The sequence below is a fragment of the Mesorhizobium sp. L-2-11 genome (assembly GCF_016756595.1).
Taxonomy (GTDB): domain Bacteria; phylum Pseudomonadota; class Alphaproteobacteria; order Rhizobiales; family Rhizobiaceae; genus Mesorhizobium.
The window spans coordinates 394,039-415,276 of the sequence record NZ_AP023257.1; the positions used below are offsets into that span (position 1 = coordinate 394,039).

General features: G+C 62.3%; 25 protein-coding genes and 1 pseudogene. 11 read left to right on the forward strand and 15 right to left on the reverse strand.

The features are described from left to right. Nucleotides 1-201 precede the first annotated feature (201 nt). The gene (locus JG739_RS01795; RefSeq protein WP_202364984.1) at nt 202-1,983 is read right to left on the reverse strand and encodes a sensor histidine kinase; all 1,782 of its coding nucleotides are present in this window, start codon (nt 1,981-1,983) and stop codon (nt 202-204) included. Nucleotides 1,984-2,126: 143 nt separating this feature from the next. Then, nucleotides 2,127-2,828 carry a response regulator transcription factor gene (locus JG739_RS01800; protein ID WP_023796909.1) on the reverse strand — a complete coding sequence of 234 codons (702 nt, stop codon included), beginning with the start codon at nt 2,826-2,828 and terminating at the stop codon, nt 2,127-2,129. A gap of 343 nt (nt 2,829-3,171) precedes the next feature. Between JG739_RS01800 and JG739_RS01805 the strand changes: the two genes are divergently transcribed. The 4 genes and pseudogenes from JG739_RS01805 (at nt 3,172) to JG739_RS35180 (ending at nt 6,687) form a co-directional block, all read left to right on the forward strand. After that, nucleotides 3,172-4,782: a phosphoenolpyruvate carboxykinase gene (locus JG739_RS01805; RefSeq protein WP_202364985.1), complete on the forward strand. Its 1,611-nt coding sequence runs from the start codon at nt 3,172-3,174 to the stop codon at nt 4,780-4,782. Nucleotides 4,783-4,879: 97 nt separating this feature from the next. Next, nucleotides 4,880-5,317, forward strand: a complete 438-nt coding sequence (gene arfB / locus JG739_RS01810; protein WP_027152041.1) for an alternative ribosome rescue aminoacyl-tRNA hydrolase ArfB — start codon at nt 4,880-4,882, stop codon at nt 5,315-5,317. Between the two features lie 170 nt (nt 5,318-5,487). Beyond that, nucleotides 5,488-5,868: pseudogene (locus tag JG739_RS35175) on the forward strand (BON domain-containing protein); the annotation flags it as partial. A 201-nt stretch (nt 5,869-6,069) separates the two neighbouring features. After that, the gene (locus JG739_RS35180) at nt 6,070-6,687 is read left to right on the forward strand and encodes an alpha-ketoglutarate-dependent dioxygenase AlkB (protein ID WP_244749916.1); all 618 of its coding nucleotides are present in this window, start codon (nt 6,070-6,072) and stop codon (nt 6,685-6,687) included. Nucleotides 6,688-6,748: 61 nt separating this feature from the next. Here JG739_RS35180 and JG739_RS01820 read toward each other — a convergent pair whose 3' ends face one another. The 10 genes from JG739_RS01820 to hisB form a co-directional block, all read right to left on the reverse strand. Further along, on the reverse strand, nt 6,749-7,237 hold the full coding sequence (locus JG739_RS01820; RefSeq protein WP_202367299.1) for a GtrA family protein: 489 nt from the start codon (nt 7,235-7,237) through the stop codon (nt 6,749-6,751). An 87-nt stretch (nt 7,238-7,324) separates the two neighbouring features. Continuing rightward, entirely contained in the window at nt 7,325-8,284 is a 960-nt protein-coding gene (gene coaA, locus JG739_RS01825) for a type I pantothenate kinase (protein ID WP_202364987.1), read from the reverse strand. Between the two features lie 24 nt (nt 8,285-8,308). Beyond that, nucleotides 8,309-8,635 carry a phosphoribosyl-ATP diphosphatase gene (locus JG739_RS01830; RefSeq protein WP_023796915.1) on the reverse strand — a complete coding sequence of 109 codons (327 nt, stop codon included), beginning with the start codon at nt 8,633-8,635 and terminating at the stop codon, nt 8,309-8,311. Between the two features lie 90 nt (nt 8,636-8,725). Next, on the reverse strand, nt 8,726-9,520 hold the full coding sequence (gene hisF, locus JG739_RS01835) for an imidazole glycerol phosphate synthase subunit HisF (RefSeq protein WP_202367300.1): 795 nt from the start codon (nt 9,518-9,520) through the stop codon (nt 8,726-8,728). Continuing rightward, complete coding sequence (locus JG739_RS01840; RefSeq protein WP_202364988.1) at nt 9,517-10,353, reverse strand: arginase family protein; 837 nt, start codon at nt 10,351-10,353, stop codon at nt 9,517-9,519. The genes hisF and JG739_RS01840 overlap by 4 nt, the downstream gene beginning before the upstream one ends. Next, a complete protein-coding gene (hisA, locus tag JG739_RS01845) occupies nt 10,350-11,099 on the reverse strand; it encodes a 1-(5-phosphoribosyl)-5-[(5-phosphoribosylamino)methylideneamino]imidazole-4-carboxamide isomerase (RefSeq protein ID WP_202364989.1) in 750 nt (249 codons plus the stop codon). Before hisA ends, JG739_RS01840 begins: the two co-directional genes overlap by 4 nt. 3 nt (nt 11,100-11,102) lie before the next feature. Then, nucleotides 11,103-11,393, reverse strand: coding sequence for a DUF1330 domain-containing protein (locus tag JG739_RS01850; RefSeq protein ID WP_023796919.1), 291 nt, complete (start codon nt 11,391-11,393; stop codon nt 11,103-11,105). Nucleotides 11,394-11,397: 4 nt separating this feature from the next. Further along, the gene (gene hisH / locus JG739_RS01855; RefSeq protein ID WP_202364990.1) at nt 11,398-12,048 is read right to left on the reverse strand and encodes an imidazole glycerol phosphate synthase subunit HisH; all 651 of its coding nucleotides are present in this window, start codon (nt 12,046-12,048) and stop codon (nt 11,398-11,400) included. Between the two features lies 1 nt (nt 12,049). Then, nucleotides 12,050-12,526, reverse strand: a complete 477-nt coding sequence (locus JG739_RS01860) for a DUF2628 domain-containing protein (protein ID WP_202364991.1) — start codon at nt 12,524-12,526, stop codon at nt 12,050-12,052. A gap of 3 nt (nt 12,527-12,529) precedes the next feature. Next, nucleotides 12,530-13,129: an imidazoleglycerol-phosphate dehydratase HisB gene (gene hisB / locus JG739_RS01865; RefSeq protein ID WP_202364992.1), complete on the reverse strand. Its 600-nt coding sequence runs from the start codon at nt 13,127-13,129 to the stop codon at nt 12,530-12,532. A 240-nt stretch (nt 13,130-13,369) separates the two neighbouring features. Here hisB and hslV point away from each other — a divergent pair, with 240 nt between their 5' ends. The 7 genes from hslV (at nt 13,370) to JG739_RS01900 (ending at nt 18,405) form a co-directional block, all read left to right on the forward strand. Next, nucleotides 13,370-13,921: an ATP-dependent protease subunit HslV gene (gene hslV, locus JG739_RS01870; protein ID WP_202364993.1), complete on the forward strand. Its 552-nt coding sequence runs from the start codon at nt 13,370-13,372 to the stop codon at nt 13,919-13,921. 73 nt (nt 13,922-13,994) lie between these two features. After that, nucleotides 13,995-14,525, forward strand: coding sequence for a GNAT family N-acetyltransferase (locus JG739_RS01875; RefSeq protein ID WP_202364994.1), 531 nt, complete (start codon nt 13,995-13,997; stop codon nt 14,523-14,525). Between the two features lie 28 nt (nt 14,526-14,553). Continuing rightward, nucleotides 14,554-15,153 (forward strand): DUF2585 domain-containing protein, encoded by a 600-nt coding sequence (locus JG739_RS01880; RefSeq protein WP_202364995.1) that lies wholly within the window; start codon nt 14,554-14,556, stop codon nt 15,151-15,153. A 4-nt stretch (nt 15,154-15,157) separates the two neighbouring features. Further along, nucleotides 15,158-16,471, forward strand: a complete 1,314-nt coding sequence (gene hslU, locus JG739_RS01885) for an ATP-dependent protease ATPase subunit HslU (RefSeq protein ID WP_202364996.1) — start codon at nt 15,158-15,160, stop codon at nt 16,469-16,471. A gap of 247 nt (nt 16,472-16,718) precedes the next feature. Next, nucleotides 16,719-17,678, forward strand: a complete 960-nt coding sequence (locus tag JG739_RS01890) for a DUF1402 family protein (protein WP_202364997.1) — start codon at nt 16,719-16,721, stop codon at nt 17,676-17,678. Nucleotides 17,679-17,848: 170 nt separating this feature from the next. Next, nucleotides 17,849-18,106, forward strand: a complete 258-nt coding sequence (locus JG739_RS01895) for a type II toxin-antitoxin system ParD family antitoxin (protein ID WP_202364998.1) — start codon at nt 17,849-17,851, stop codon at nt 18,104-18,106. Beyond that, nucleotides 18,106-18,405 carry a type II toxin-antitoxin system RelE/ParE family toxin gene (locus JG739_RS01900; protein WP_202364999.1) on the forward strand — a complete coding sequence of 100 codons (300 nt, stop codon included), beginning with the start codon at nt 18,106-18,108 and terminating at the stop codon, nt 18,403-18,405. Before JG739_RS01895 ends, JG739_RS01900 begins: the two co-directional genes overlap by 1 nt. Before the next feature lie 52 nt (nt 18,406-18,457). Here the strand turns inward: JG739_RS01900 and JG739_RS01905 are convergent, their stop codons facing one another. From JG739_RS01905 to JG739_RS01915, 3 genes are read right to left on the reverse strand one after another with little or no spacing between them, the layout of a single operon-like run. Then, nucleotides 18,458-19,687: an NAD(P)/FAD-dependent oxidoreductase gene (locus tag JG739_RS01905; protein WP_202365000.1), complete on the reverse strand. Its 1,230-nt coding sequence runs from the start codon at nt 19,685-19,687 to the stop codon at nt 18,458-18,460. A 5-nt stretch (nt 19,688-19,692) separates the two neighbouring features. Beyond that, entirely contained in the window at nt 19,693-20,007 is a 315-nt protein-coding gene (locus JG739_RS01910; protein ID WP_202365001.1) for a MocE family 2Fe-2S type ferredoxin, read from the reverse strand. A 52-nt stretch (nt 20,008-20,059) separates the two neighbouring features. Then, nucleotides 20,060-21,169 carry a fatty acid desaturase family protein gene (locus tag JG739_RS01915; protein WP_202365002.1) on the reverse strand — a complete coding sequence of 370 codons (1,110 nt, stop codon included), beginning with the start codon at nt 21,167-21,169 and terminating at the stop codon, nt 20,060-20,062. Between the last annotated feature and the right edge of the window lie 69 nt (nt 21,170-21,238).

Consider the following 21,238-nt stretch of genomic DNA (forward strand, 5'->3'; position numbering starts at 1 on the left):
CCGCTTCCCACTTTTCGCTGCGCGGACCTTCGGTTCGGGATCATGCTTTTTGGTTTACGCATGATCTCGTCCGAAAACCGGTTCCCACTTTTCGCTGCGCGGACCTTCGGTTCGGGATCATGCTTTTTGGTTTACGCATGATCTCGTCCGAAAACCGGTTCCCACTTTTCGCTGCGCGGACCTTCGGTTCGGGATCATGCGTCAGCCTTCCGCCGGCAGTGTCACGACGAAGCGCGCGCCCTTGATCTCGCCGGGCTTGGTGCCCGGGATATTCTCGGCAGTCAGGGTGCCGCCATGAGCTTCGACGATCTGCCTGCTGATCGACAGGCCAAGACCCGAGTTCTGGCCGAACGCCTCGCCGGCCGGCCGGTCGGTGTAGAAGCGTTCGAAGATGCGGTCGATGTTGTCGGCCCTTATACCGGGACCATTGTCGTCGACGGTGATGATGTTGACCTTGCCGGCACGCGCCAGCGATATGGCGATGTGGCCGCGCTCCTCAGGAACGAAGGAGCGGGCATTCTCGATCAGGTTGGTGATGACCTGGCCGATCCTCAGATCATGGCCGGCGACGAAGTAGCCTTTGACGCCCTGCGGCAGTTTGGCGACCTTGAACTCGATTTCGACCGTCTTCTTGTTGCGCGTGGCTGTGCGCGAAACGTCGACCAGATCCGTGATGAATTTCTTGAGATCCACGGTTCCTGCGTCTTCGCGCGCGAGCTCGGCGTCAAGACGGGAGGCATCGGAAATGTCGGTGATGAGACGGTCCAGCCGCCTGACGTCGTGCTGGATGATCTCCATCAACCGGGCGCGCGACGCCTCGTTCTTAGCCAGAGGCAGGGTCTCTACCGCGCTGCGCAGCGAGGTCAGCGGGTTCTTCAATTCGTGCGAGACGTCAGCCGCGAAACTCTCGATCGCCTCGATGCGGGCGTAGAGCGCATTGGTCATGTCGCGCACGGCGATCGACAGATTGCCGATCTCGTCCTGCCGATCGGAGAAGTCTGGGATTTCCTCGCGATTCTTGACGCCGCGCCGGACCCTGACCGCCGCCGCCGACAGCCGGCGCAGCGGGTTGGCGATGGTCGAAGCGAGCAGCATCGACAGGATGGCGGTGACAAGGGCGGCGATGCCGAAGACGCGCAGGATCGCCTTGCGCTCGGCCGCGACGATCTTGTCGATGTCGCCGCCTTCCGTCGACAGCATCAGCACGCCGAGGACGGCGCGGAAGCGCTGGATCGGCACGGCGACCGAAACAATCTGCTCGCCCTGTTCGGAGATCCGCACGATGGTCGACGGGCTGCCGGTAAGCGCCTTGACCACCTCCGGAAATGCAGCGCCGTTGCCGCCCGGCTGCTCATGGTAGACCGGCAGCGCGGTGTTGCGGAAGAAGTCGAAGACGAATTTCTGGATTCGCTCGAGAAGATCGGGCTCTTCCTTGTCGGTCGGCGGCAGATCGTAGCGAAGGATCTGGCCGCGCGAATAGAGGTGGCGCGAATCGAGCAGCAGATTGGCGTCGCGGTCATAGATCCGGGCGCGCGTCCGCGTCGGCGAGATCAAGCGCCTGAGCACCGGCGCGACGCGCTCCGGATTGATCGGAAAGTCCAGATTGTCGAGCTGATCGGAGCCGGGGCCCAGGCTTTCGCCGGCCTGCAGTTCAAGCAGCTTTTCCGGATCGATGCTGATCGAATCGGTCTCGACCGTCGCCGACGCCGCGATCGCGCCGGCGATGATCTCGCCCTGGGTCATCAGGCTCTCGACGCGGGCATCGATCAGTCCGTCGCGAAACGTGTTGAGGTAGAGGATGCCGGTGACCAGGACGGCCAGGCCGGCGAGGTTGAGGAAGAGAATGCGCCGCGTCAGGCTGGAAAAGATATGGTGGCCGAGGAAGCGGCGCATCGGCACCGTGATCCTCGACAGGAATGCGGGCAGAATCCGCGACGGGCGCCGGGCGCCCGTCCGTCTCACTCGCTCTACGTCCACTGCCATCGAATAGCAGCCCCCGGTCATCAGTGATTAGTGAGTAGGCAGTAGGGAATAGAGAAATGGTTGGCGGAGATCGCGGCGATGCATGAGGCCGCTCGCACCATTCAAAACTGACTACCGACTATTCCCTACTGCCTACTGCCTATTCATGCTTCGCGGAACCGATATCCGACTCCGTAAAGGGTTTCGATCATCTCGAAGTCATCATCGACGGCCTTGAACTTCTTGCGAAGCCGCTTGATGTGACTGTCGATGGTGCGGTCATCGACATAGACCTGCTCATCATAGGCCGAATCCATCAGCGCATCACGGCTTTTTACCACACCGGGGCGTTGGGCCAGAGAATGCAGGATCAGGAATTCGGTGACGGTAAGCGTCACCGGCTCGCCCTTCCAGGTGCAGGTGTGGCGCTCCTGGTCCATGACAAGCTGGCCGCGCTCAAGCGAACGGGCCTGCTGGTTGGGCGTCTTGGCCGACGCCTCGCGGGCGCTGGCACGGCGCAGCACGGCCCGAACCCGCTCGACCAGAAGACGCTGCGAGAAGGGCTTACGGATAAAGTCGTCGGCACCCATCTTGAGGCCGAAAAGCTCATCGATCTCGTCGTCCTTGGACGTCAGGAAGATCACCGGCAGGTCGGATTTCTGGCGCATCCGGCGCAGCAGCTCCATGCCGTCCATGCGCGGCATCTTGATGTCGAGGATGGCGAGATTCGGCGGGCGCGCCGCCAGACCTTCCAGCGCCGACGCCCCATCCGTATAGGTTTCGACGCGATATCCCTCCGATTCGAGGGCGATCGACACCGAAGTCAGAATGTTGCGGTCGTCGTCGACAAGCGCGATTGTTGCCATTTCAAGTGGCTCCCTCATGAGCTGTCCCTTCTTTGGTCGAGAAGGGGCTTTTGCAGGACAAATTAGGTACAAAATGTGGCACAGGCTTCGTCCGCTGTCACGAGCGGCATGCCGGCGGCCACAATCTCACCTCAACATGGATTGACCGATACAGACCGCCAATCCTTTGGGCACCCGCCTGATTTTTCGCACATATAAACGATTTAAACAACTTTCAAAATATTTAAATCGATTAAATATTTGATATCATTTGGCTTTTCTGGTTCTGACCGTTACAGTCTCCATCGTTGGGGGCTCCGGAAGTTCGCCGGCCAGGATGCTGCAATCGAAGAAGGAACCCCTCATGTCGGAAGCCGGCAAACGCAATCCCGCATGGCCGATCGACCGGATCGGCCTGAAAACCACCGGCGCGGTGCGCTATAATTTCGGCGAGGCCGTCCTTTACGAGGAAGCGATCCGCCGCGGCGAGGCCCGGCTTACCGCGCATGGCGCGCTGGTCGCCGAGACCGGACAGCACACCGGCCGCTCGCCCAAGGACAAATTCGTCGTGCGCGACGAGACCACCGGGCCGCATGTATGGTGGGACAACAACAAGTCGATTTCGCCGGCCCAGTTCGACACGCTGCTCGCCGATTTTCGCGCCCATGCGGCGGACAAGGATCTTTATGTGCAGGACCTGGTCGGCGGCGCCGATAAGGACTTGAAGCTGACGACCCGGGTCGTCACGGAGTTCGCCTGGCACTCCTTGTTCATCCGCAATCTGCTCATTCGTCCGGAAGCCGCCGAGCTCGAGCATTTTTTGCCCGACTTGACGATCATCGACCTGCCGTCGTTCCGTGCCGATCCCGTCCGCCACGGTACCCGGACCGGAACGGTGATCGCCGTCGATCTGACGCGCATGATCGTGCTGATCGGCGGCACCTCCTATGCCGGCGAAATGAAGAAATCGGTGTTCACCGTGCTCAACTATCTGTTGCCGGCGAAGGGCGTGATGCCGATGCATTGCTCGGCCAATGAAGGCGCCGGCGGAGACGCGGCCATCTTCTTCGGCCTCTCGGGAACCGGCAAGACGACGCTGTCGGCCGATCCGTCGCGCACGCTGGTCGGCGACGACGAGCACGGCTGGGGTCCGCATGGTATCTTCAACTTCGAAGGCGGCTGCTATGCCAAGACGATAAAGCTCTCGGCCGAAGCCGAGCCGGAGATCTTCGCCACCACCCAGCGCTTCGGCACGGTGCTGGAGAATGTGGTGCTCGACGCCGGCCGCGTGCCGGATTTCAACGACGGCAATCTCACGGAAAACACGCGCTGCGCCTATCCGCTCCACTTCATCCCCAACGCCAGCAAGACAGGCCGCGCCGGTCACCCGAAAAACATCATCATGCTGACCGCCGACGCATTCGGCGTGATGCCGCCGATCGCCCGGCTGACCCCGGCGCAGGCGATGTATCATTTCCTCTCCGGCTACACCGCCAAGGTGGCGGGGACCGAAAAGGGCGTCACCGAACCCGAAGCGACGTTTTCGACCTGTTTCGGCGCACCGTTCATGCCGCGCCATCCGTCGGAATACGGCAATCTGCTACGCGAGCTGATCGCCCATCACTGTGTCGATTGCTGGCTGGTCAACACCGGTTGGACCGGCGGCGCCTACGGCACCGGCAAGCGGATGCCGATCAAGGCGACGCGGGCGCTGCTCGCCGCGGCGCTCGACGGCTCGCTGAAAGGGGCCGATTACCGGACCGACGCCAATTTTGGTTTCGAGGTGCCGGTGGCGGTCGCGGGCGTCGACCGTGCCATTCTCGATCCAAGATCGACTTGGGCCGATACCTCAGCCTATGACCTGCAGGCGGCGAGGCTGGTCGGCATGTTCGCCGTCAATTTCGAAAAATTCGAACCTCATGTCGACGCCATCGTGCTCGGCGCCGCGCCGCGCATGCGCGAAGCCGCGGAATAGTCGCCGCTGCGTCTCGAGGCCCGGACCGGGATCGGGAAAACCCGACCCCGGGGGATCGGGCCTTTTCTTTTTTCGTCCGCCACGCCATGACTGCGGCATGAACGCCGACGACAAGATCATCATAGCCGACGATGCGGTGATCCATCCGGATGACCTGCACGAGGACTTCATCCGCTCGTCCGGCCCCGGCGGCCAGAACGTCAACAAGGTGGCGACGGCGGTGCAATTGCGCTTCGATGCGGCGAATGCGCCGGGCCTGTCGGAGCGCGTCCGCGAGCGAACCATAAAGCTGGCCGGCCAGCGCGCCACCAAGGACGGCGTCATCGTCATCGAGGCCGGACGCTTCCGCACGCAAGAGCAGAACCGGGCGGACGCCCGGGCGCGGCTTGCCGAACTGGTCGCCAGGGCCGCCGAACCGCCGCCGCCGCCGCGCAAGAAGACGAGGCCGTCGAAAGGCGCGGTCGAAAGGCGGCTGAAGACCAAGGCTGGGCGCGGCACGATCAAGAAGCTGCGCGGACGGGTGGACGACGATTGACGCGCGTCCAGCTGGACGCACAGCTGCGCTCTGGCACTTTTCGAAAAATACATCCCGAGTTTTGGGCCGATGCGGGAGGCGCGACGTCGACCGCGGTCGAGACCGCTTCCAATTCGAGGTTGCAGGTGGCAAGTTCGGTGTTCGTCACAGCAAGGAGACCGCAAATGGGCATGTTTGATTTCGTCAAGGGCGTCGGCAAGAAGCTCGGCTTCGGCGACGATGAGCCGGAGCCGACCGCCGATACGCTGAAGAAGGAACTCGATTCGCACGGGCTCGGCACCGACAAGGTGGAAGTCGACGTCAAGGGCGATACGGCTGTGCTGAAAGGCGTGGTCAAGGACCAGTCGATCTTCGAAAAGGCGGTCATTGCCGTCGGCAACACACTCGGCGTGTCCAAGGTGCAGGCGGATGAATTGCAGGTCGCCGCACCCGAGGCCGGCACGCCCGCAGCCCCGGCCAAGCAACCGACCTTCTACACGGTCAAGAAAGGCGACAACCTCTGGAAGATCGCCGAAAAGAGCTATGGCAAAGGCAAGGGTGCGAAGCACACGATCATTTTCGAGGCCAACAAGCCGATGCTGACCGACCCGGACAAGATCTATCCGGGCAGGTTCTGCGCATCCCGGACCTGTCCTGAACCTCACCACCTCAAGCTGGCGATTGCCATCCACGGACAAGAACGGCGGCTTTCGGGTCGCCGTTTTCATTCGATGGTGGCATTCTGCTTGTTTGCAGACCAACGGATCAAGCTAATGCTCGTCCTGCCCATAGGCGTCCGCCACATGCCCGGCTATCTGTCCCGCGCCGTGCAGGAAGCGCTGGTCGAGGAGGTGAGGCAGGTCGTGCAGGAAGCGCCGCTGTTCGTGCCGGCGATGCCGCGCACCGGCAAGGAGATGAGCGTCCGCATGACCAATTGCGGTCCGCTTGGCTGGGTCACCGACAGGGAGCACGGCTATCGCTACCAGCCGACGCACCCGGTAACCGGAACGCCCTGGCCACCGATCCCGGACGTGCTGCTGGAGCTGTGGTGCGAGGTGTCGGCTTATCCCCATCCGCCGGAGGCTTGCCTGGTCAATTTCTATTCGCCCGACGCGAAGATGGGCCTTCATCAGGACCGCGACGAGATCGATTTCTCCGCGCCGGTCGTCTCCGTTTCACTGGGCGACGATTGCCTGTTCAGGGTCGGCCAGAGCACGCGCGAAGGCGGCACCAAATCGTTCAGGCTGAAAAGCGGCGACGTCGTCGTGCTTGGCGGCGAAGGCCGCCTCTGTTTCCACGGCGTCGATCGTATCTATCCGTCGACCTCGGCACTGCTCAGGAATGGCGGGCGGATCAATCTGACGCTGCGGCGGGTGACCTGTCCTGGCTAATGCATGTCGCGCAAAGCGGCGGACTTTCAAGTCGGGCCGTATCGCCGCTCTATCACTTTATTCAAGCGTCGGACTTTCCCAAAACCGGCACCCGCTTCGTGTCATGGGCCAGGCTCGCCACTGCACGACCGGAAAAGATCCAGCGTTCGAGAACGACAAAGTTGACGACGGGAATGAGAATACAAGTGAGCAGGATCGGAATTGCAACCGGCAGGCCGAGCTGCCCGACAAGGAGCAGCGGCAGGAGATAGGCGGCGGCAAGACCGGAACCGGTGAGAGCGGCGAAACGCGGCGCTTCAAATTGATGCGAGCCGGCGGACATGAAGGTGAAGAACTTGTGGCCGAGATAGGAGAATATCGCCGCGACCGCATAGGCGGCGACGGAGGCTGTGGCGGGCGACAGGTATCGCGACCCGGCACTGCTGAAGAGGCAGGCACAAAGCGCATAAAGGACTGTGGCCGCAATTCCCACCGAGGCGAATTTGATAAGCCGGCGCGCAGCAAGCGTTCCGCGCCAGGCGGAAATGTCGGGCCGACGCAATGCAGGCATATTGATCACCGGCTGCTCCCGACAAATGCTCTGGATTTTGCAATCGAACGATAGCGGGCACTGCCTAAAGCGCCGTTAACCCATTCGTTACAGCTTCCTGAGCGCCACTTCCTCGACCAGGTGATTGGCGCCCTTGCGCAGGATGAGATCGGCGCGGGCTCTCGTCGGCAGGATGTTTTCGCGCAGATTCTTCAGGTTGATGTTGGCCCACAGGCCTTCGGCGATGGCGCGGGCCGCTGCCAGCGAAAGTTGCGAATAGCGGTGGAAGAAGGAGTCCGGATCGCGGAAGGCGGTCTCGCGCAGCCGCATGAAGCGGGCGATGTACCATTGATGGATCAGCTCCTCTTCGGCATCGATATAGATGGCGAAGTCGAAGAAATCCGACAGGAAAGGCACGATCTTGCCGTCCTTTGGCAGCTTGCCCGGCTGCAGCACGTTGATGCCTTCGAAGATCAATATGTCCGGCCGGTCGATGGTCTGGAACTCGCCGGGAACGACGTCGTAGGTCAGGTGCGAATAGACTGGCGCGCGGACATTGCGCTGCCCCGATTTGATGCCCGACAGGAAACGCAGCAGGGCGCCGACATCGTAGCTGTCGGGAAAGCCCTTGCGCTCCATCAAATTGTTGCGGCGCAGGATTTCGTTGGGAAGCAGGAAGCCGTCGGTGGTGATCAGATCGACCTTCGGGCTCGACGGCCAGCGCGCCAGCAATTCCTTGAGGACGCGCGCCGTGGTCGATTTGCCGACCGCGACGGAGCCGGCAATGCCGATGATGAAGGGCGTCTTGACGACATCTCCCGCGTTGAAGAAGGCCTGGCGCTGCCTGAACAGCAGTTGGCTGGCCTCGACATGGGCCGACAACAGCCGCGATAGCGAAAGATAAATGCGCTTGACCTCTTCGAGGTCGACCGGGTCGTTGAGCGAACGCAGGCGACGGATCTCGTCCGCGCCGAGCGTCATCGGCGTATCGGCGCGGAACTGCGACCATTGCTCCGCCGAAAAAAAACGGAAGGGCGAATATTTCTCGGTGGGGGCGAGCTGGTCCATCGAGTTTCCTGCCCTCCGCAGCGATCAGCCCCGGTCCTGCCGAGACGCCTTTTCGGCGATGCCCGAACGACCGGTGCGGCGCTCGAGTTCGGTCAGGACATCGGCAAGCGGGACGCCGGCGACGCCAAGAACGACGAGCCAATGATAAATGAGATCGGCGCTTTCCGAAACGAGCGCTTGTCTGTCACCGCCAACGGCCGCGATCACCGTTTCGACCGCCTCTTCGCCGAGCTTCTGCGCCGCCTTGTCGATGCCGCGCGCGAACAGCTTTGCCGTCCACGAATCCGGATCGCCGGAATGCGCGCGTTCCCTGATGATTGTCTCCAGATCGGAGAGCGAAAACTCAGCCATGGCGCCATCTATCTGCTTGTTTAAGCATGATCTTTTCCGAACCCGGTTCCCTCTTTTGGCTGGCGCGGACCTTCGGTTCGGGATCATGCTTTAGAGCCGATCCCCTGACGAGTCCAGTCGCATCGGCAGGCCGGCGCGGGCCATGTGCGACTTGGCTTTGGCAATGCTGTACGTGCCGAAATGGAAAATCGATGCCGCCAGCACCGCGCCGGCATGGCCGTCGCGAATGCCCTCGACCAGGTGATCGAGCGTGCCGACGCCGCCGGAGGCGATGACCGGCGCCCGCACGGCGTCGGCGACCGCGCGGGTGAGCGCGATGTCGTAGCCGGCCTTGGTGCCGTCGCGGTCCATCGACGTCAGCAGGATCTCGCCGGCGCCGCGATCGACCATCTGCTGAGCGAATTCGACCGCGTCGATGCCGGTCTTCTCGCGGCCGCCATGGGTGAAAATCTCCCAGCGGTCGGCCTCGTCTTCGCCTGACACCATCTTGGCATCGATGGCGACGACAATGCACTGGTTGCCGAACTTGTCGGCCGCCTCGGCGATGAAATCGGGATTCCTCACCGCCGCCGTGTTGATCGACACTTTGTCGGCGCCGGCCAAAAGCAGCTTTCTTATATCGGCGACCTGGCGCACCCCGCCGCCGACGGTCAGCGGCATGAAGCATTGCTCGGCGGTGCGGGCGACGATATCGAAGATGGTCTCGCGATTTTCGGACGAGGCGGTGATGTCGAGGAAGCAGAGCTCGTCGGCGCCGGCCGCATCATAGGCCTTGGCCGCTTCGACCGGATCGCCGGCATCGATCAGGTCGACGAAATTGACGCCTTTGACGACGCGGCCGTTCTTGACGTCGAGACAGGGGATGACGCGGGCCTTCAGCATCAGATCCTCGCATGCGCGGCAAGAAAATCGCCAAGCAATTGCCCAACGACAGGCGGAACCTCGCCTTTGGCGTCAAAGGCAGGATCGTAGGCGGACAGGGTGATGCCGACGATCGGGATCGACTTGGCCAGCCCGCAAACCAGTTGCCGCAGCTGTTCCGGATTTGGACCTCCCGGCAGCGCATAGCGGTTCACTTGCAGCACATCCGGATCGTGAACATCCAGATCAAGATGCAAATGCGCTTGGGCGGCGCCGGCCGCCTTGAGCTTTCCGACATTGTCGAGTGCATCGGTCCACTGGGCGCGAATGATCGGCAACGTCTCCAGAAGCCGCCTTTCATCTGGATCGAGGTCGCGCGCGTCGACCAGCATGCAGCGCGACGGGTCGATCGCCCGGAAGCCGGGAATGGCTGACGTCATCGGCCGCCAGCAGAGCCCCAGCGTCGTCGCCAGCGCCATGCCGTCGAGAAAGCCATGGGCCGAAGTCTCGGGCGTGTTGAGATCGCCATGCTGATCGATCCAGATGATCGAATCCGCGGCGTCGCCAGCCACCGCACCGGCGGCGGTCAGGCAGTTTCCGGCGAGCACGATGGGAAAACGCTCATCGTCGCGCGCCATGTCGACCTTGGTGGCGACTGCCCGACAAACCGCGAAACCTGTCGCGATTTCGCGTCTTTGGGCATCACCGACCTCGCCGATGTCCTCGACGATTACATCATGGCCGCGCAAGGCAAGTTCATCGACAAGGCCGCCGGCAATGATGGCGTCGGGACCCTGGCCAAAGCCGGCGTGGTAAAGGCCGCTGTCATAGGGTGCGAGGATGATCGAGAGTTTCATCGCGCCCTCGCCTTCTGCGGTCCGGCCGCCAGGATCGCCAATGCCTCGGCCGGGTCGATACGCCCGTCATACAGCGCACGCCCTGAGATGGCGCCTTCGAGCTTTTGCGCATCGGGCATCGTCATGCGCACGATGTCGGCGATCGAGGCCAGCCCGCCGGAGGCGATGACCGGGATCGACACGGCGTCGGCAAGATCGATGGTGGCGTCCCAGTTGATGCCGGTCAGCACACCGTCGCGGTCGATGTCGGTGTAGATGATGGCGGCAACGCCGGCGCCCTCAAACTTCTTGGCCAGTTCGATGACGCCGAGACTAGAGGCCTCGGCCCAGCCCTCGACCGCCACCTTGCCGCCCTTGGCGTCGATGCCGACGGCGATCTTGCCCGGGAATGCCTTGCAGGCCTGCCTGACCAGATCCGGATCGCGCACGGCCACCGTGCCGAGAATGATGCGGGCCAGCCCGCGATCGAGCCAGTCCTCGACCTGCGCCAGGGTGCGAATGCCGCCGCCGAGCTGCACCGGGTTTTTCGTTGCCTTGAGAATGGCGCCGACCGCCGCGCCGTTGACGCTCTGGCCCTTGAAGGCGCCGTTGAGGTCGACGACATGCAGCCATTCAAAGCCTTGTTGCTCGAAAGCCCTGGCCTGCGCTGCCGGGTCGTCATTGTAAATCGTCGCGGTCGCCATATCGCCGTGCTTCAGGCGCACGCACTTGCCGTCCTTGAGGTCGATGGCCGGGAACAGGATCACCGTTCAGGCGCCTTCAACAATGACGAAATGACCGGTCGAGGCGGCAAGCCTGTACTTCAATGCCTCCCGGTATTCAGGCGATTCGTAGCATTCTATCGCCTTGTCGTAGGACTCGAACTCAACCAGGACGTGGCGGTTGCCTGTCGGCCCTTCCGGGTTCGCATAACGCCCCGCCCGCACGGGAAACTTCGCGCCATATTTCGCAAAAGCCGCCGCGTTCGCCTCGATATACTGCTTGTAGCCCTCGGGATCGCGGACATCGACCATCGCCATCCAGTAGCCTTTCTTGCTCATGTTCCTAGGGCCTCCAGCGCAGGAAATTGGTGATCAGCGCCAGGCCAAGCGCCTGGCTCTTTTCGGGATGAAACTGCGTGCCGGCGAGATTGTCGCTGATAACAGCAGCTGTAACCGGACCACCATAGTCGGCAATTGCCAGCACCTCGTCCGGCTTCTGCGCGTCGAGATGGTAGGAATGAACGAAATAGGCGTGCAGCCCCTTGCTGCCGGTCGGAATGCCGGAAAACAGCGGATGCTTGCGCGTGAGCTCGATCGTGTTCCAGCCGATCTGCGGGATTTTTAGCGCAGGATCGGCCGGGGTGATCTCCTTGACGTCGCCGGCGATCCAGCCAAAGCCTGTCGTAACAGTCTTTTCCAGGCCCCGCTCCGACATCAGCTGCATGCCGACGCAGATGCCGAGGAACGGCCGCCGCTTGACGATCGCGACCTCCTCGACCGCCTCCCACATGCCGGCCACAGCGCGCAGCCCGGCCGCGCAATCGGCATAGGCGCCGACGCCGGGCAGGACGATGCGGTCGGCGGTTCTGACACGCTCGGCATCGGCGGTCAGCTCGATGGCGGCGGCGATGCCGGCCTCGTGCGCGGCGCGCTCGAAGGCCTTGGTGGCCGAGCGCAGGTTGCCCGAGCCATAATCAATGATCGCGACCCGCATGTCAGGGTCTTCCCGGCGTGTGCGTCAGTCCAAGCACCATTCCTGTCTCCGCCGGCCGGGCATGGGCAGCGTCCGGAACGATGCGCGGCACTGGCGCTTGCTCATCCGTATGCGCTTCGGCTTCCAGCACATAGCGCGTATCGGCGTCGTCGAGCCTGTCGGCCTCGACGACGCCCCATTCGTGCCAGCCGCGACGGCGCAGTGCGGCGATCCGCAAGGCCTGCCCTTCCAGCCCGACAAAGAGCGATACCAGCAGCGACAGCAGCGGGCCGGCCAGCCCAAGGCTCAGCCCTTCGGCGAGCATCGAAAGCAGAGCCATGCCGACAAACGCCAGTGCTGCCTCGATCCACAACCGGTGCCAGAGCAGCCATAGTGGCGGCACCAGGAAGCCAAGCCAGGAAAACCCATCACGGACAAAGGCCGTTCTGTCAGGCTTTTCGCCGCGGCCCGGCGGTTCCATCACGACATAGACGGCCATGGCCTATCCCTTCAGAGATCCCTTGGTGGAAGGAACCGCGTCAGGCTGGCGCGGGTCGCTTTCAAGCGCGAAACGCAGCGCACGCGCCACCGCCTTGAAGCAGGTCTCGGCGATGTGGTGATTGTTGGCGCCATAGTGGTTGGTGACATGCAGCGTGATGCCGGCATTTTGCGCCAGGGCCTGGAAGAATTCGCGCACCAGTTCGGTGTCGAACGAGCCGATCTTCGGCGACGAGAACACAACGTTCCAGACAAGGAAAGGACGGCCGGAAACGTCGATCGCCGCGCGCGTCAGCGTCTCGTCCATGGCGAGATCGATCGAGGCATAGCGCATGATGCCGCGCCGCTCGCCCAGTGCCTTGGCCAGCGCCTGACCGAGCGCGATGCCGGTGTCCTCGACCGTGTGGTGGTCGTCTATATGCAGGTCGCCCTTGGCCTTGACCGTCATGTCGATCAGCGAATGGCGCGACAACTGGTCCAGCATGTGATCGAAGAAGCCGACGCCCGTCGAAATATCGGATTTTCCCGAGCCGTCGACCTGGACCGATACGGAGATGTCGGTTTCCTTGGTCTTGCGGCTTGCGTTGGCGGAACGGGGCGGCATGCTCATCCTTGTCCAAAGTTCAGGCGTTCCAAGCGTCCACATGCTTGAAAGCATCCACATGCTTGAAAATGAGAGCCTTCTAGCAGCATGATCCGGTGATTGCCAGTTGCCGTGCCAAGCAGTATCGAGCCTGGCCGATGACCGGTTGGCAATCATCGGACCTATGCATACATAGGGTCGATAATAGTCACTCGTAATGCGCCAATCGCCTTGTCGGGACCGGTGCTGATCGGAGCAGAGATGTCGAACGAACTGACCATGCACGCCACGACGATCCTGACCGTGCGCAGGGGCGGCAAGGTGGTGATCGCCGGTGATGGCCAGGTCAGCCTTGGCCAGACGATCATGAAAGGCAATGCCAAGAAGGTGCGCCGAATCGGCAAAAGCGGCAATGTCATTGCCGGCTTCGCCGGCGCCACCGCTGACGCCTTCACGCTTCTGGAGCGGCTGGAGGCCAAGCTCGAACAATATCCGGAGCAATTGACGCGGGCCTGCGTGGAACTCGCCAAGGACTGGCGCACCGACCGCTATCTGCGCCGGCTGGAAGCGATGATGCTGGTCGCCGACAAGTCGGTCTCGCTGGCGCTGACCGGCACCGGCGACGTGCTCGAACCCGAACATGGCGTCATGGCGATCGGTTCGGGCGGCAATTTTGCGCTGGCCGCGGCGCGCGCGCTGATGGACACCGACAAGGATGCCGAAGAAATCGCCCGCAAGGCGATGCAGATCGCATCCGACATTTGCGTCTACACCAACAACAATTTTGTCATCGAAACTCTCGATGCCGGCTGAGCCGGCCGCTGGCCATCATCCCGAAAAGTGGGAACCGGTTTTTGCTTCGCCGACCTTCGGTTTGCAGGAGATCATGGCCAACCAAAAAAATAGATATGATTTTCGACCGGTGACGGAGGCGGACCTGCCGATGATCGCGGCATGGCTGGCCGAGCCGCATGTCGCCGAGTGGTGGGACGATCCCGAGACGGAGATCGCCCAGATCCGTGAACACATCGACAGCATTTCCGTCGAACCGCTGATCATCGAGCTCGACGGCGAGCCGATCGGCTACATGCAGAGCTACGACCCGCATCTGGAGGACGGCCACCCCTACAGCGACCAGCCGTTCGGCACGCTCGGCATCGATCTGTCGATCGGCAGGCCCGAGCTTGTCGGACGCGGCCACGGCTCGGCAATTGTCCGGCAGTTCGTGGAACAGCTGTTCGAAGAAGGGGCACCGCGTGTCATCATCGACCCGGATCCATCCAACGGACGAGCGATCCGCGCCTATCAAAAGGCCGGATTCAGAGCTATCGATCGCAGGCAATCGGAATATGGCGACGCCGTGCTGATGGCAATTGACGCCGAAGAGGGCGATGTCAAAGAGGGTGACGCCGGATAGGGCGACGCCGAAGAGGGGCAGTAACAGCATGAGCACAAGCGGCGCCGACAAGACCGTCTCGGCCTATGAAGACAGCTGGCGGATGGGACTTCTGCTCGTCCTCGGCCTGATCATATTCCAGGCTGGAGCCCTTTACGGCATGGGCCGAACGCCGATCTGCGAATGCGGCTATGTCAAGCTGTGGCACGGCATCGTGCAGAGCTCGGAGAATTCCCAGCATATTTCCGACTGGTACACATTCTCGCACATCATCCACGGCTTTCTGTTCTATGCGCTGGCGTGGGCTCTGTTCCCGCGCTCGCCGATCGGGCTCAGGCTGGCATTTGCCGTCGTCATCGAGGGCGGCTGGGAGCTTCTCGAGAACAGCCCGTTGATCATCGAGCGCTACCGCGCCGGCACAATTTCCCTGGATTACTACGGCGACAGCATCATCAATTCGGTGGCCGACACGCTGGCGATGGTGCTGGGATTTGTGATGGCGCGCAGGCTTCCTATATGGGTGATCGTGACCCTCGCCCTGATATTCGAATTCGGTGTCGGCTACATCATCAGGGACAATCTGACACTCAACGTGATCATGCTGCTGCATCCGTTCGAGTCCATCCGGCAGTGGCAAAGTGGAATTTAGCGATATGACCACATTCTCGCCCCGCGAAATCGTTTCGGAACTCGATCGCTTCATCATCGGCCAGAAGGACGCCAAGCGCGCCGTGGCCATCGCCTTGCGCAACCGCTGGCGCCGCCAGCAGCTCGAAGGCCAGATGCGCGAAGAGGTAATGCCGAAGAACATCCTGATGATCGGCCCGACCGGCGTTGGCAAGACCGAGATCTCGCGCCGCCTGGCACGCCTTGCCGGTGCGCCGTTCGTCAAGGTCGAGGCGACCAAGTTCACCGAGGTCGGCTATGTCGGCCGCGACGTCGAGCAGATCATCCGCGACCTGGTCGAGATCGCCATCGGCCTGGTGCGCGAGAAGATGCGCGAGGATGTCAAGGCGCGCGCCCATATCAATGCCGAGGAACGCGTTCTGGAAGCGCTCGTCGGCAAGACGGCGAGCCCGGCGACGCGCGACAGTTTCCGCAAGAAGCTGCGTGACGGCGAGCTCGACGACAAGGAGATCGAGATCGAAGTGAGCGACACCGGCACCGGCGGCATGCCGGGCTTCGAGATCCCCGGCATGCCGGGCGCCAATATCGGCGTGTTGAACATCAACGACATGCTGACGAAAGCGATGGGCGGCCAGAAGACCAAGACGCGCAAGACGACGGTGAAGGAATCCTACGCGGTGCTGGTCGGCGACGAATCCGACAAGCTGCTCGACCAGGATGAGGTGGTGCGCAGGGCGCTCGAATCGACCGAGAACGACGGCATTGTCTTCCTCGACGAGATCGACAAGATCGCCTCGCGCGAAGGCGGCATGGGCGCCGGTGTTTCCCGCGAAGGCGTGCAGCGCGACCTGCTGCCGCTTGTCGAAGGCACCACGGTCGCGACCAAATACGGACCGGTGAAGACGGATCACATCCTGTTCATCGCATCGGGCGCGTTCCACGTTGCCAAGCCATCCGATCTGCTGCCGGAATTGCAGGGCCGTCTGCCGATCCGCGTCGAGCTGCGTGCGCTGGAGAAGGACGATTTCGTCCGCATCCTGACCGAGACCGAGGCCAGCCTGATCAAGCAGTACATCGCGCTGATGAAGACCGAGGGCGTCGATCTCGTCTTCACCGACGACGCCATCGATTCACTGGCCGGCATCGCCGTCGATCTCAACGCCAGCGTCGAGAACATCGGCGCCAGGCGGCTGCAGACGGTGATGGAGCGGGTGCTGGACGAGATCTCCTATGACGCGCCGGACCGCCACGGCACGTCGGTGACAGTCGACGCCGCCTATGTGGAGAAGCATGTCGGCGACCTGTCGAGAAACACGGATCTGTCGCGATTCATCCTGTAGCAGGCGATCCACCCTTCAAGGCCGGCGAGCCGGCAGGTTCTGAGACGTGTGGCCAAATGGAAGCATCCGGCCAGATTTTGTCTTGCCGGGCCAGGGAGCTCTCGACTCTCCTTGCAGCTTTACCTAGTTTGCCGGCAACATCAGCGCCGCGCATCCGTTGGACGTGCAAAGGGCGCTTTAACAGTTGGTTCTGCGCAAGACCCCCGAAAGTCATTCCGGGGTCATGCGCAGTTGCAGGCGGCGGCGCATGACAAAAACGATCCTCGTCACTCTCGGGCTGACGCTTGCGACAGCCATGTTCGCCGCCGAAGCGGCGACGATGGTGCCGCCGGGCAACAGTCATGTCGAGCAGCCCAACATACCGGGCGCCTCGAGCCGGCGCACCCAGGCCACCAACAGCACCTTCCAGGCGAAATACCGCAAGATCTATGCGCTGCTGCAGCACGACGCCGGTCTTCGCGGCAAGATCGAGCAGGCAGCAGCGACCTATGGCATCGATCCTATGCATATCGTCGGCGCCATCGTCGGCGAGCACACCTACAATGTCGACGCCTACGACCGGCTGCAGACCTACTACGTCAAGGCGATCTCCTATCTGTCGAGCAAGCTGTCCTTCGCCTATGAAGGTGAGGACATCACCGATTTCGTGCAACGGCCGCAATTCCGGGAATGCGTCGGCAAATCGGATAGTTACGAGCTCTGGGAATGTCGCGAGCAGGTGTGGAACCTTTCCTTTCGCGGCAAGACTGTCGGCGGTGAGAGTTTCCCCGACGACCGCTTCGGCGCGACTTTCTTCCAGCCCTTTTATGCCGGCCAGACTTTTGGCCTGGGCCAGCTCAATCCGCTGACCGCCTTGCAGATGAGCGATCTCGTGCACCAGGTGTCCGGCCTGCCAAAGCTCGACGTTGGCGACCCGAACGCGGTCTACAAGACCATCATGGATCCGGACCTGACCTTGGATTATGTCGCGGCAACGATCCGGAAATCGATCGATGCCTATCAGAGCATTGCCGGCTTCGACATATCGGGCAATCCCGGCATCACATCGACGCTCTACAATGTCGGCAATCCGCAACAGCGCGCGCATGCGCTGAAGGCCGAAAACGACAGGCGCCGCGCCGCGGGCGAACCGGAGAAGCTGCCCGAGGAAAACTACTATGGCTGGCTGGTCAACGACAAATTGCCGGAGCTGAAGGCGCTGTTTTAGAAACGCTACGAGCCTTTCCGAGTTCGCGCCGCTCCGCCCGCGGCTGTGATGCATTGCCACTTGCAATCCGTCGCCGAGAAACTGGGTATGGTACCCATGCCAACCGGCAGATTTGGCTTGGTGAATTTATCAAAAATTGATAAGATCCGATAATCGAAAGGGTCTGACCTATGCCTTCAAGTTACAATATTGGCGCTCGCTATGAGACGCTGGTGCGCGAACTGGTGGGGAGCGGCCGCTATGCCAGCGCCAGCGAAGTTCTGCGCGATAGCTTGCGCCTGCTCGAGGAACGCGAGGCGCAGCGGAAAGCCAAGCTTGCCGCGCTTCGTGATGATATCCGAGCCGGTATTGAGAGCGGCCCCGGCATTCCAGCCGACGAGATTTTTGACAGGTTGGAAGCCAAGTACAGCGACGGAACCCGCAAATAATGGCGGTTCTATTCGCCCCTGCTGCCGCGCAGGACATTGAGGAAATTGGCGACTATATTCACGCTGAAAACCCCGCAGCCGCGATGCGCTTTGTAACGGCTCTCAGGGCGCGCTGTCGCCGGATTGTCGACGCACCGCACGGCGGCGTTCCCCGCCCTGCCCTGTGGTCCGGTCTGCGCTCCGTTGCCTTCCAGCGTTATGTGATTTTCTACACTGTTGAAGGCTCTGCCATACGCATCGAGCGAATCTTGCATGGCGCCCGCGACATCGAGGCCATCTTTTACGAGGGCGATAGCTGACAGGTTGAAAGCACCGCCGTCACTGGATCTCCACGACAGCCGCGCCTTCAGCTCATGCCGCCAGCAACGACTTCAGCTTGACCGTTTGCGAACCGAGCGCCTCAGGCGCCGGTTTTGCGCGCCTGGCGATCAGCATCTCGGCCAGCCTGATGTCGCGGGCGACCGAATTGCCTGGACCAATGCCGCTCGCCGCAACCAGCCTGCCGTCTTCGGCTAGATGAAACAGGATCAAGGCGCCGTCGTCGAGATCGCGGCGCACGATCTTGCTGCCCTCGTCCGACAGCCCAGCGATCTGCAACGTCAGGCCGTACTGATCCGACCAGAACCAGGGCACCGCCGCGTGGGCCTCGCCGGCGCCAAGCATGTTGCTGGCCGCAAGCGCGCCGTGCTCCTGCGCGTTGCGCCAGGCCTCCAGCCGAACGCGCCGGCCGCCATAGACGGCAAGCGGAAACGAGCAGCAATCGCCGGCGGCAAAGATGTCCCGATCGCTGGTGCGAAGCTCGGCATCGACGGCTATGCCGTTGTCGATCGTCAGCCCCGCTTCCGCGGCAAGTCCGGTCACCGGCAAAGCGCCGATGCCGATCACCGCCAGGTCGGCGACGATGTCCTGCCCGCCGGCAAGCGCGATGCGCACTTCGGCGCCGTCGTCCGCGATCGCCGCGATGGCATCGCCGCACAGGATTTTGACGCCTTCGGCTTCATGCGCCTCGTGGATAATTTTGGCGATCTCGGCCGGCACGCCGCGCATCAGGATGCGCGGCTGCGCCTCGATGACGGTGACCACTGCGCCCAGTCTGCGTGCCGCGGCGGCGAGCTCAAGACCGATGAAGCCGCCGCCAACGATGGCGATGCGGTTTGCGGGGCGGAGATGAGCGCGAATGGCCAGCGCGTCGCTGAAGGTCCGGAGATAAGCACAACGCGGCCCGAGGCCCGGTATTGGCAGTCTGCGCGGCACCGATCCAGTTGCCAGCAACAGCTTGTCGTAAGGCAGGATCGAGCCGTCCGACAGGCGTACGACACGCGCAGCGCGGTCGATCGCCACCGCCTGAACCGAATGGATATGCCGGATCGATCTCTCGGTCAGGATCGCATCGCTGGCGATCGCCTTGATCACCGGCGCATCACCGGTCATCGCGTCCTTCGACAGCGGCGGCCGCTCGTAAGGCAGATGCGGCTCGTCGCCGACCAGCGTCACCGGGCCATCATGGCCGAGATCGCGCAGCGCCAAAGCAGCCCGCCCGCCGCATTCGCCGGCGCCGATGATGAGCATTCCTTTCGCCATCACCGTCAGCCGATCCGAATGAGGATTTTGCCGGCGTCGAGCTTGACCGGATAGGTCCGGAGATTGACGCAGACCGGTGCGCCCCTGGCTGCACCGGTCTTGTAGTTGAAGCGGCCATTGTGCTTCGGGCATTCGATGATGTCGTCCATCACCAGCCCGTCGGCCAGATGCACCTTCTCATGCGTGCAAAGGCCGTCCGTCGCGAAATATTCGTCGTCTGGACTGCGATAGATGGCGAAGGTGCGGCCGTCATGGTCGAACCGCATCACGTCCTCCTCGTCGATGTCATCGGCACCACAGGCCTCGACCCAGTCGCTCATTGGTCCTCCCGGCAGAATTATGCTTGGTCAACGTGCCCGGCACGGGCGCATATCATTCGGCTGCTGTCGCGACGGCAGCATTAACGTTGTGGAATTCGTCGCGATAAGGCTTGGCAGTCGGCGGCAGTTCGCGCTTGAGGAAATAGTCTTCATTGCGCAGCTGGCGCAGGAAGGCAGGCACCATCTCGCGATAGCCGGCCAGGATCGATGGCGTCGGCGCCGGCAGATCGTGCTTGATCAGCTCATGCAGCCTCGGCAGCGCGTGATATGGCACCATCGGGAACATGTGATGCTCGACATGATAGTTCATGTTCCAGTAGATGAAGCGGCTGATCGGGTTCATGTAGACCGTGCGGCTGTTGAGGCGATGGTCGATGACATTTTCGGCAAGGCCGCCATGCTGCAGCAGGCCGGTCATGACGTGATGCCAGGCGCCGTAAAGCCTGGGCAGACCGACCAGCATCAAGGGCAGGAACGAGCCGCTGTAGAGCGCCAGCGCGATGGTCGCGGCATAGATCGCGGTCCAGATGCGGGCAATGCGGATCGCCTTTGGCTGCTCCTGCTCGGGAATGAAGGTCTTTTCCGCCGGGCTGATAATCCCGGCCGCATTGCGCACCATGTCGCTCATGGCATGCCAGGCATCGACAATGCCGAAGAAATTGAGCACGACGCGCAACAGGTCTGGCGGGCGCATCACCGCGATCTCCGGATCGCGGCCGACGATGATCGTGTCAGTGTGATGCCGCGTATGGCTCCAGCGCCAGGTCACCGGGTTGCGCATGATCATGAAGCAGGCGATCTGATAGACCACATCATTCATCCACTGCGTCCTGAAGGCGGTGCCGTGGCCGCATTCGTGCCAGCGTGAATCGGTGGAAGAGCCGTAGAGCACGCCATAGACGAAGAAGAACGGCACGCACCACCATGTGCCCCAGAACCAGGCGCCGCCGGCGCCGCTCAGGATCAGGGCGGAGAGCCAGAGGATGGTGTCGCGCATCGCCGGCCCGTCGGAGCGCTGCATCAGCTCCTTCATCTGCTTGCGGGGCACGTCGGTATGATACCATTCGGCCGCCGCCAGCCCGGTCTCGACGGCGCGTTTCGCGTCGCGGCCGAGCAGGCTGTAGTCTCGCCGGGACGGCATTGCAGATAGTGTCGCTTCCATTGAGGCTGCCTCCGTCGGCATCCGTCGGAACGGCGCCTCTGCCACAGGTGCTTATGCCCTAAAATAACG

Excerpts from the sequence above, each read along its gene's own strand:
- JG739_RS01795 (WP_202364984.1), bottom strand. The coding sequence starts at position 1,983 with ATGGCAGTGGACGTAGAGCGAGTGAGACGGACGGGCGCCCGGCGCCCG.
- JG739_RS01800 (WP_023796909.1), bottom strand. The coding sequence starts at position 2,828 with ATGGCAACAATCGCGCTTGTCGACGACGACCGCAACATTCTGACTTCG.
- JG739_RS01805 (WP_202364985.1), top strand. The coding sequence starts at position 3,172 with ATGTCGGAAGCCGGCAAACGCAATCCCGCATGGCCGATCGACCGGATC.
- arfB (WP_027152041.1), top strand. The coding sequence starts at position 4,880 with ATGAACGCCGACGACAAGATCATCATAGCCGACGATGCGGTGATCCAT.
- JG739_RS35180 (WP_244749916.1), top strand. The coding sequence starts at position 6,070 with ATGCTCGTCCTGCCCATAGGCGTCCGCCACATGCCCGGCTATCTGTCC.
- JG739_RS01820 (WP_202367299.1), bottom strand. The coding sequence starts at position 7,237 with ATGCCTGCATTGCGTCGGCCCGACATTTCCGCCTGGCGCGGAACGCTT.
- coaA (WP_202364987.1), bottom strand. The coding sequence starts at position 8,284 with ATGGACCAGCTCGCCCCCACCGAGAAATATTCGCCCTTCCGTTTTTTT.
- JG739_RS01830 (WP_023796915.1), bottom strand. The coding sequence starts at position 8,635 with ATGGCTGAGTTTTCGCTCTCCGATCTGGAGACAATCATCAGGGAACGC.
- JG739_RS01840 (WP_202364988.1), bottom strand. The coding sequence starts at position 10,353 with ATGAAACTCTCGATCATCCTCGCACCCTATGACAGCGGCCTTTACCAC.
- JG739_RS01850 (WP_023796919.1), bottom strand. The coding sequence starts at position 11,393 with ATGAGCAAGAAAGGCTACTGGATGGCGATGGTCGATGTCCGCGATCCC.
- hisH (WP_202364990.1), bottom strand. The coding sequence starts at position 12,048 with ATGCGGGTCGCGATCATTGATTATGGCTCGGGCAACCTGCGCTCGGCC.
- JG739_RS01860 (WP_202364991.1), bottom strand. The coding sequence starts at position 12,526 with ATGGCCGTCTATGTCGTGATGGAACCGCCGGGCCGCGGCGAAAAGCCT.
- hisB (WP_202364992.1), bottom strand. The coding sequence starts at position 13,129 with ATGCCGCCCCGTTCCGCCAACGCAAGCCGCAAGACCAAGGAAACCGAC.
- hslV (WP_202364993.1), top strand. The coding sequence starts at position 13,370 with ATGTCGAACGAACTGACCATGCACGCCACGACGATCCTGACCGTGCGC.
- JG739_RS01875 (WP_202364994.1), top strand. The coding sequence starts at position 13,995 with ATGGCCAACCAAAAAAATAGATATGATTTTCGACCGGTGACGGAGGCG.
- JG739_RS01880 (WP_202364995.1), top strand. The coding sequence starts at position 14,554 with ATGAGCACAAGCGGCGCCGACAAGACCGTCTCGGCCTATGAAGACAGC.
- hslU (WP_202364996.1), top strand. The coding sequence starts at position 15,158 with ATGACCACATTCTCGCCCCGCGAAATCGTTTCGGAACTCGATCGCTTC.
- JG739_RS01890 (WP_202364997.1), top strand. The coding sequence starts at position 16,719 with ATGACAAAAACGATCCTCGTCACTCTCGGGCTGACGCTTGCGACAGCC.
- JG739_RS01895 (WP_202364998.1), top strand. The coding sequence starts at position 17,849 with ATGCCTTCAAGTTACAATATTGGCGCTCGCTATGAGACGCTGGTGCGC.
- JG739_RS01900 (WP_202364999.1), top strand. The coding sequence starts at position 18,106 with ATGGCGGTTCTATTCGCCCCTGCTGCCGCGCAGGACATTGAGGAAATT.
- JG739_RS01905 (WP_202365000.1), bottom strand. The coding sequence starts at position 19,687 with ATGGCGAAAGGAATGCTCATCATCGGCGCCGGCGAATGCGGCGGGCGG.
- JG739_RS01910 (WP_202365001.1), bottom strand. The coding sequence starts at position 20,007 with ATGAGCGACTGGGTCGAGGCCTGTGGTGCCGATGACATCGACGAGGAG.
- JG739_RS01915 (WP_202365002.1), bottom strand. The coding sequence starts at position 21,169 with ATGGAAGCGACACTATCTGCAATGCCGTCCCGGCGAGACTACAGCCTG.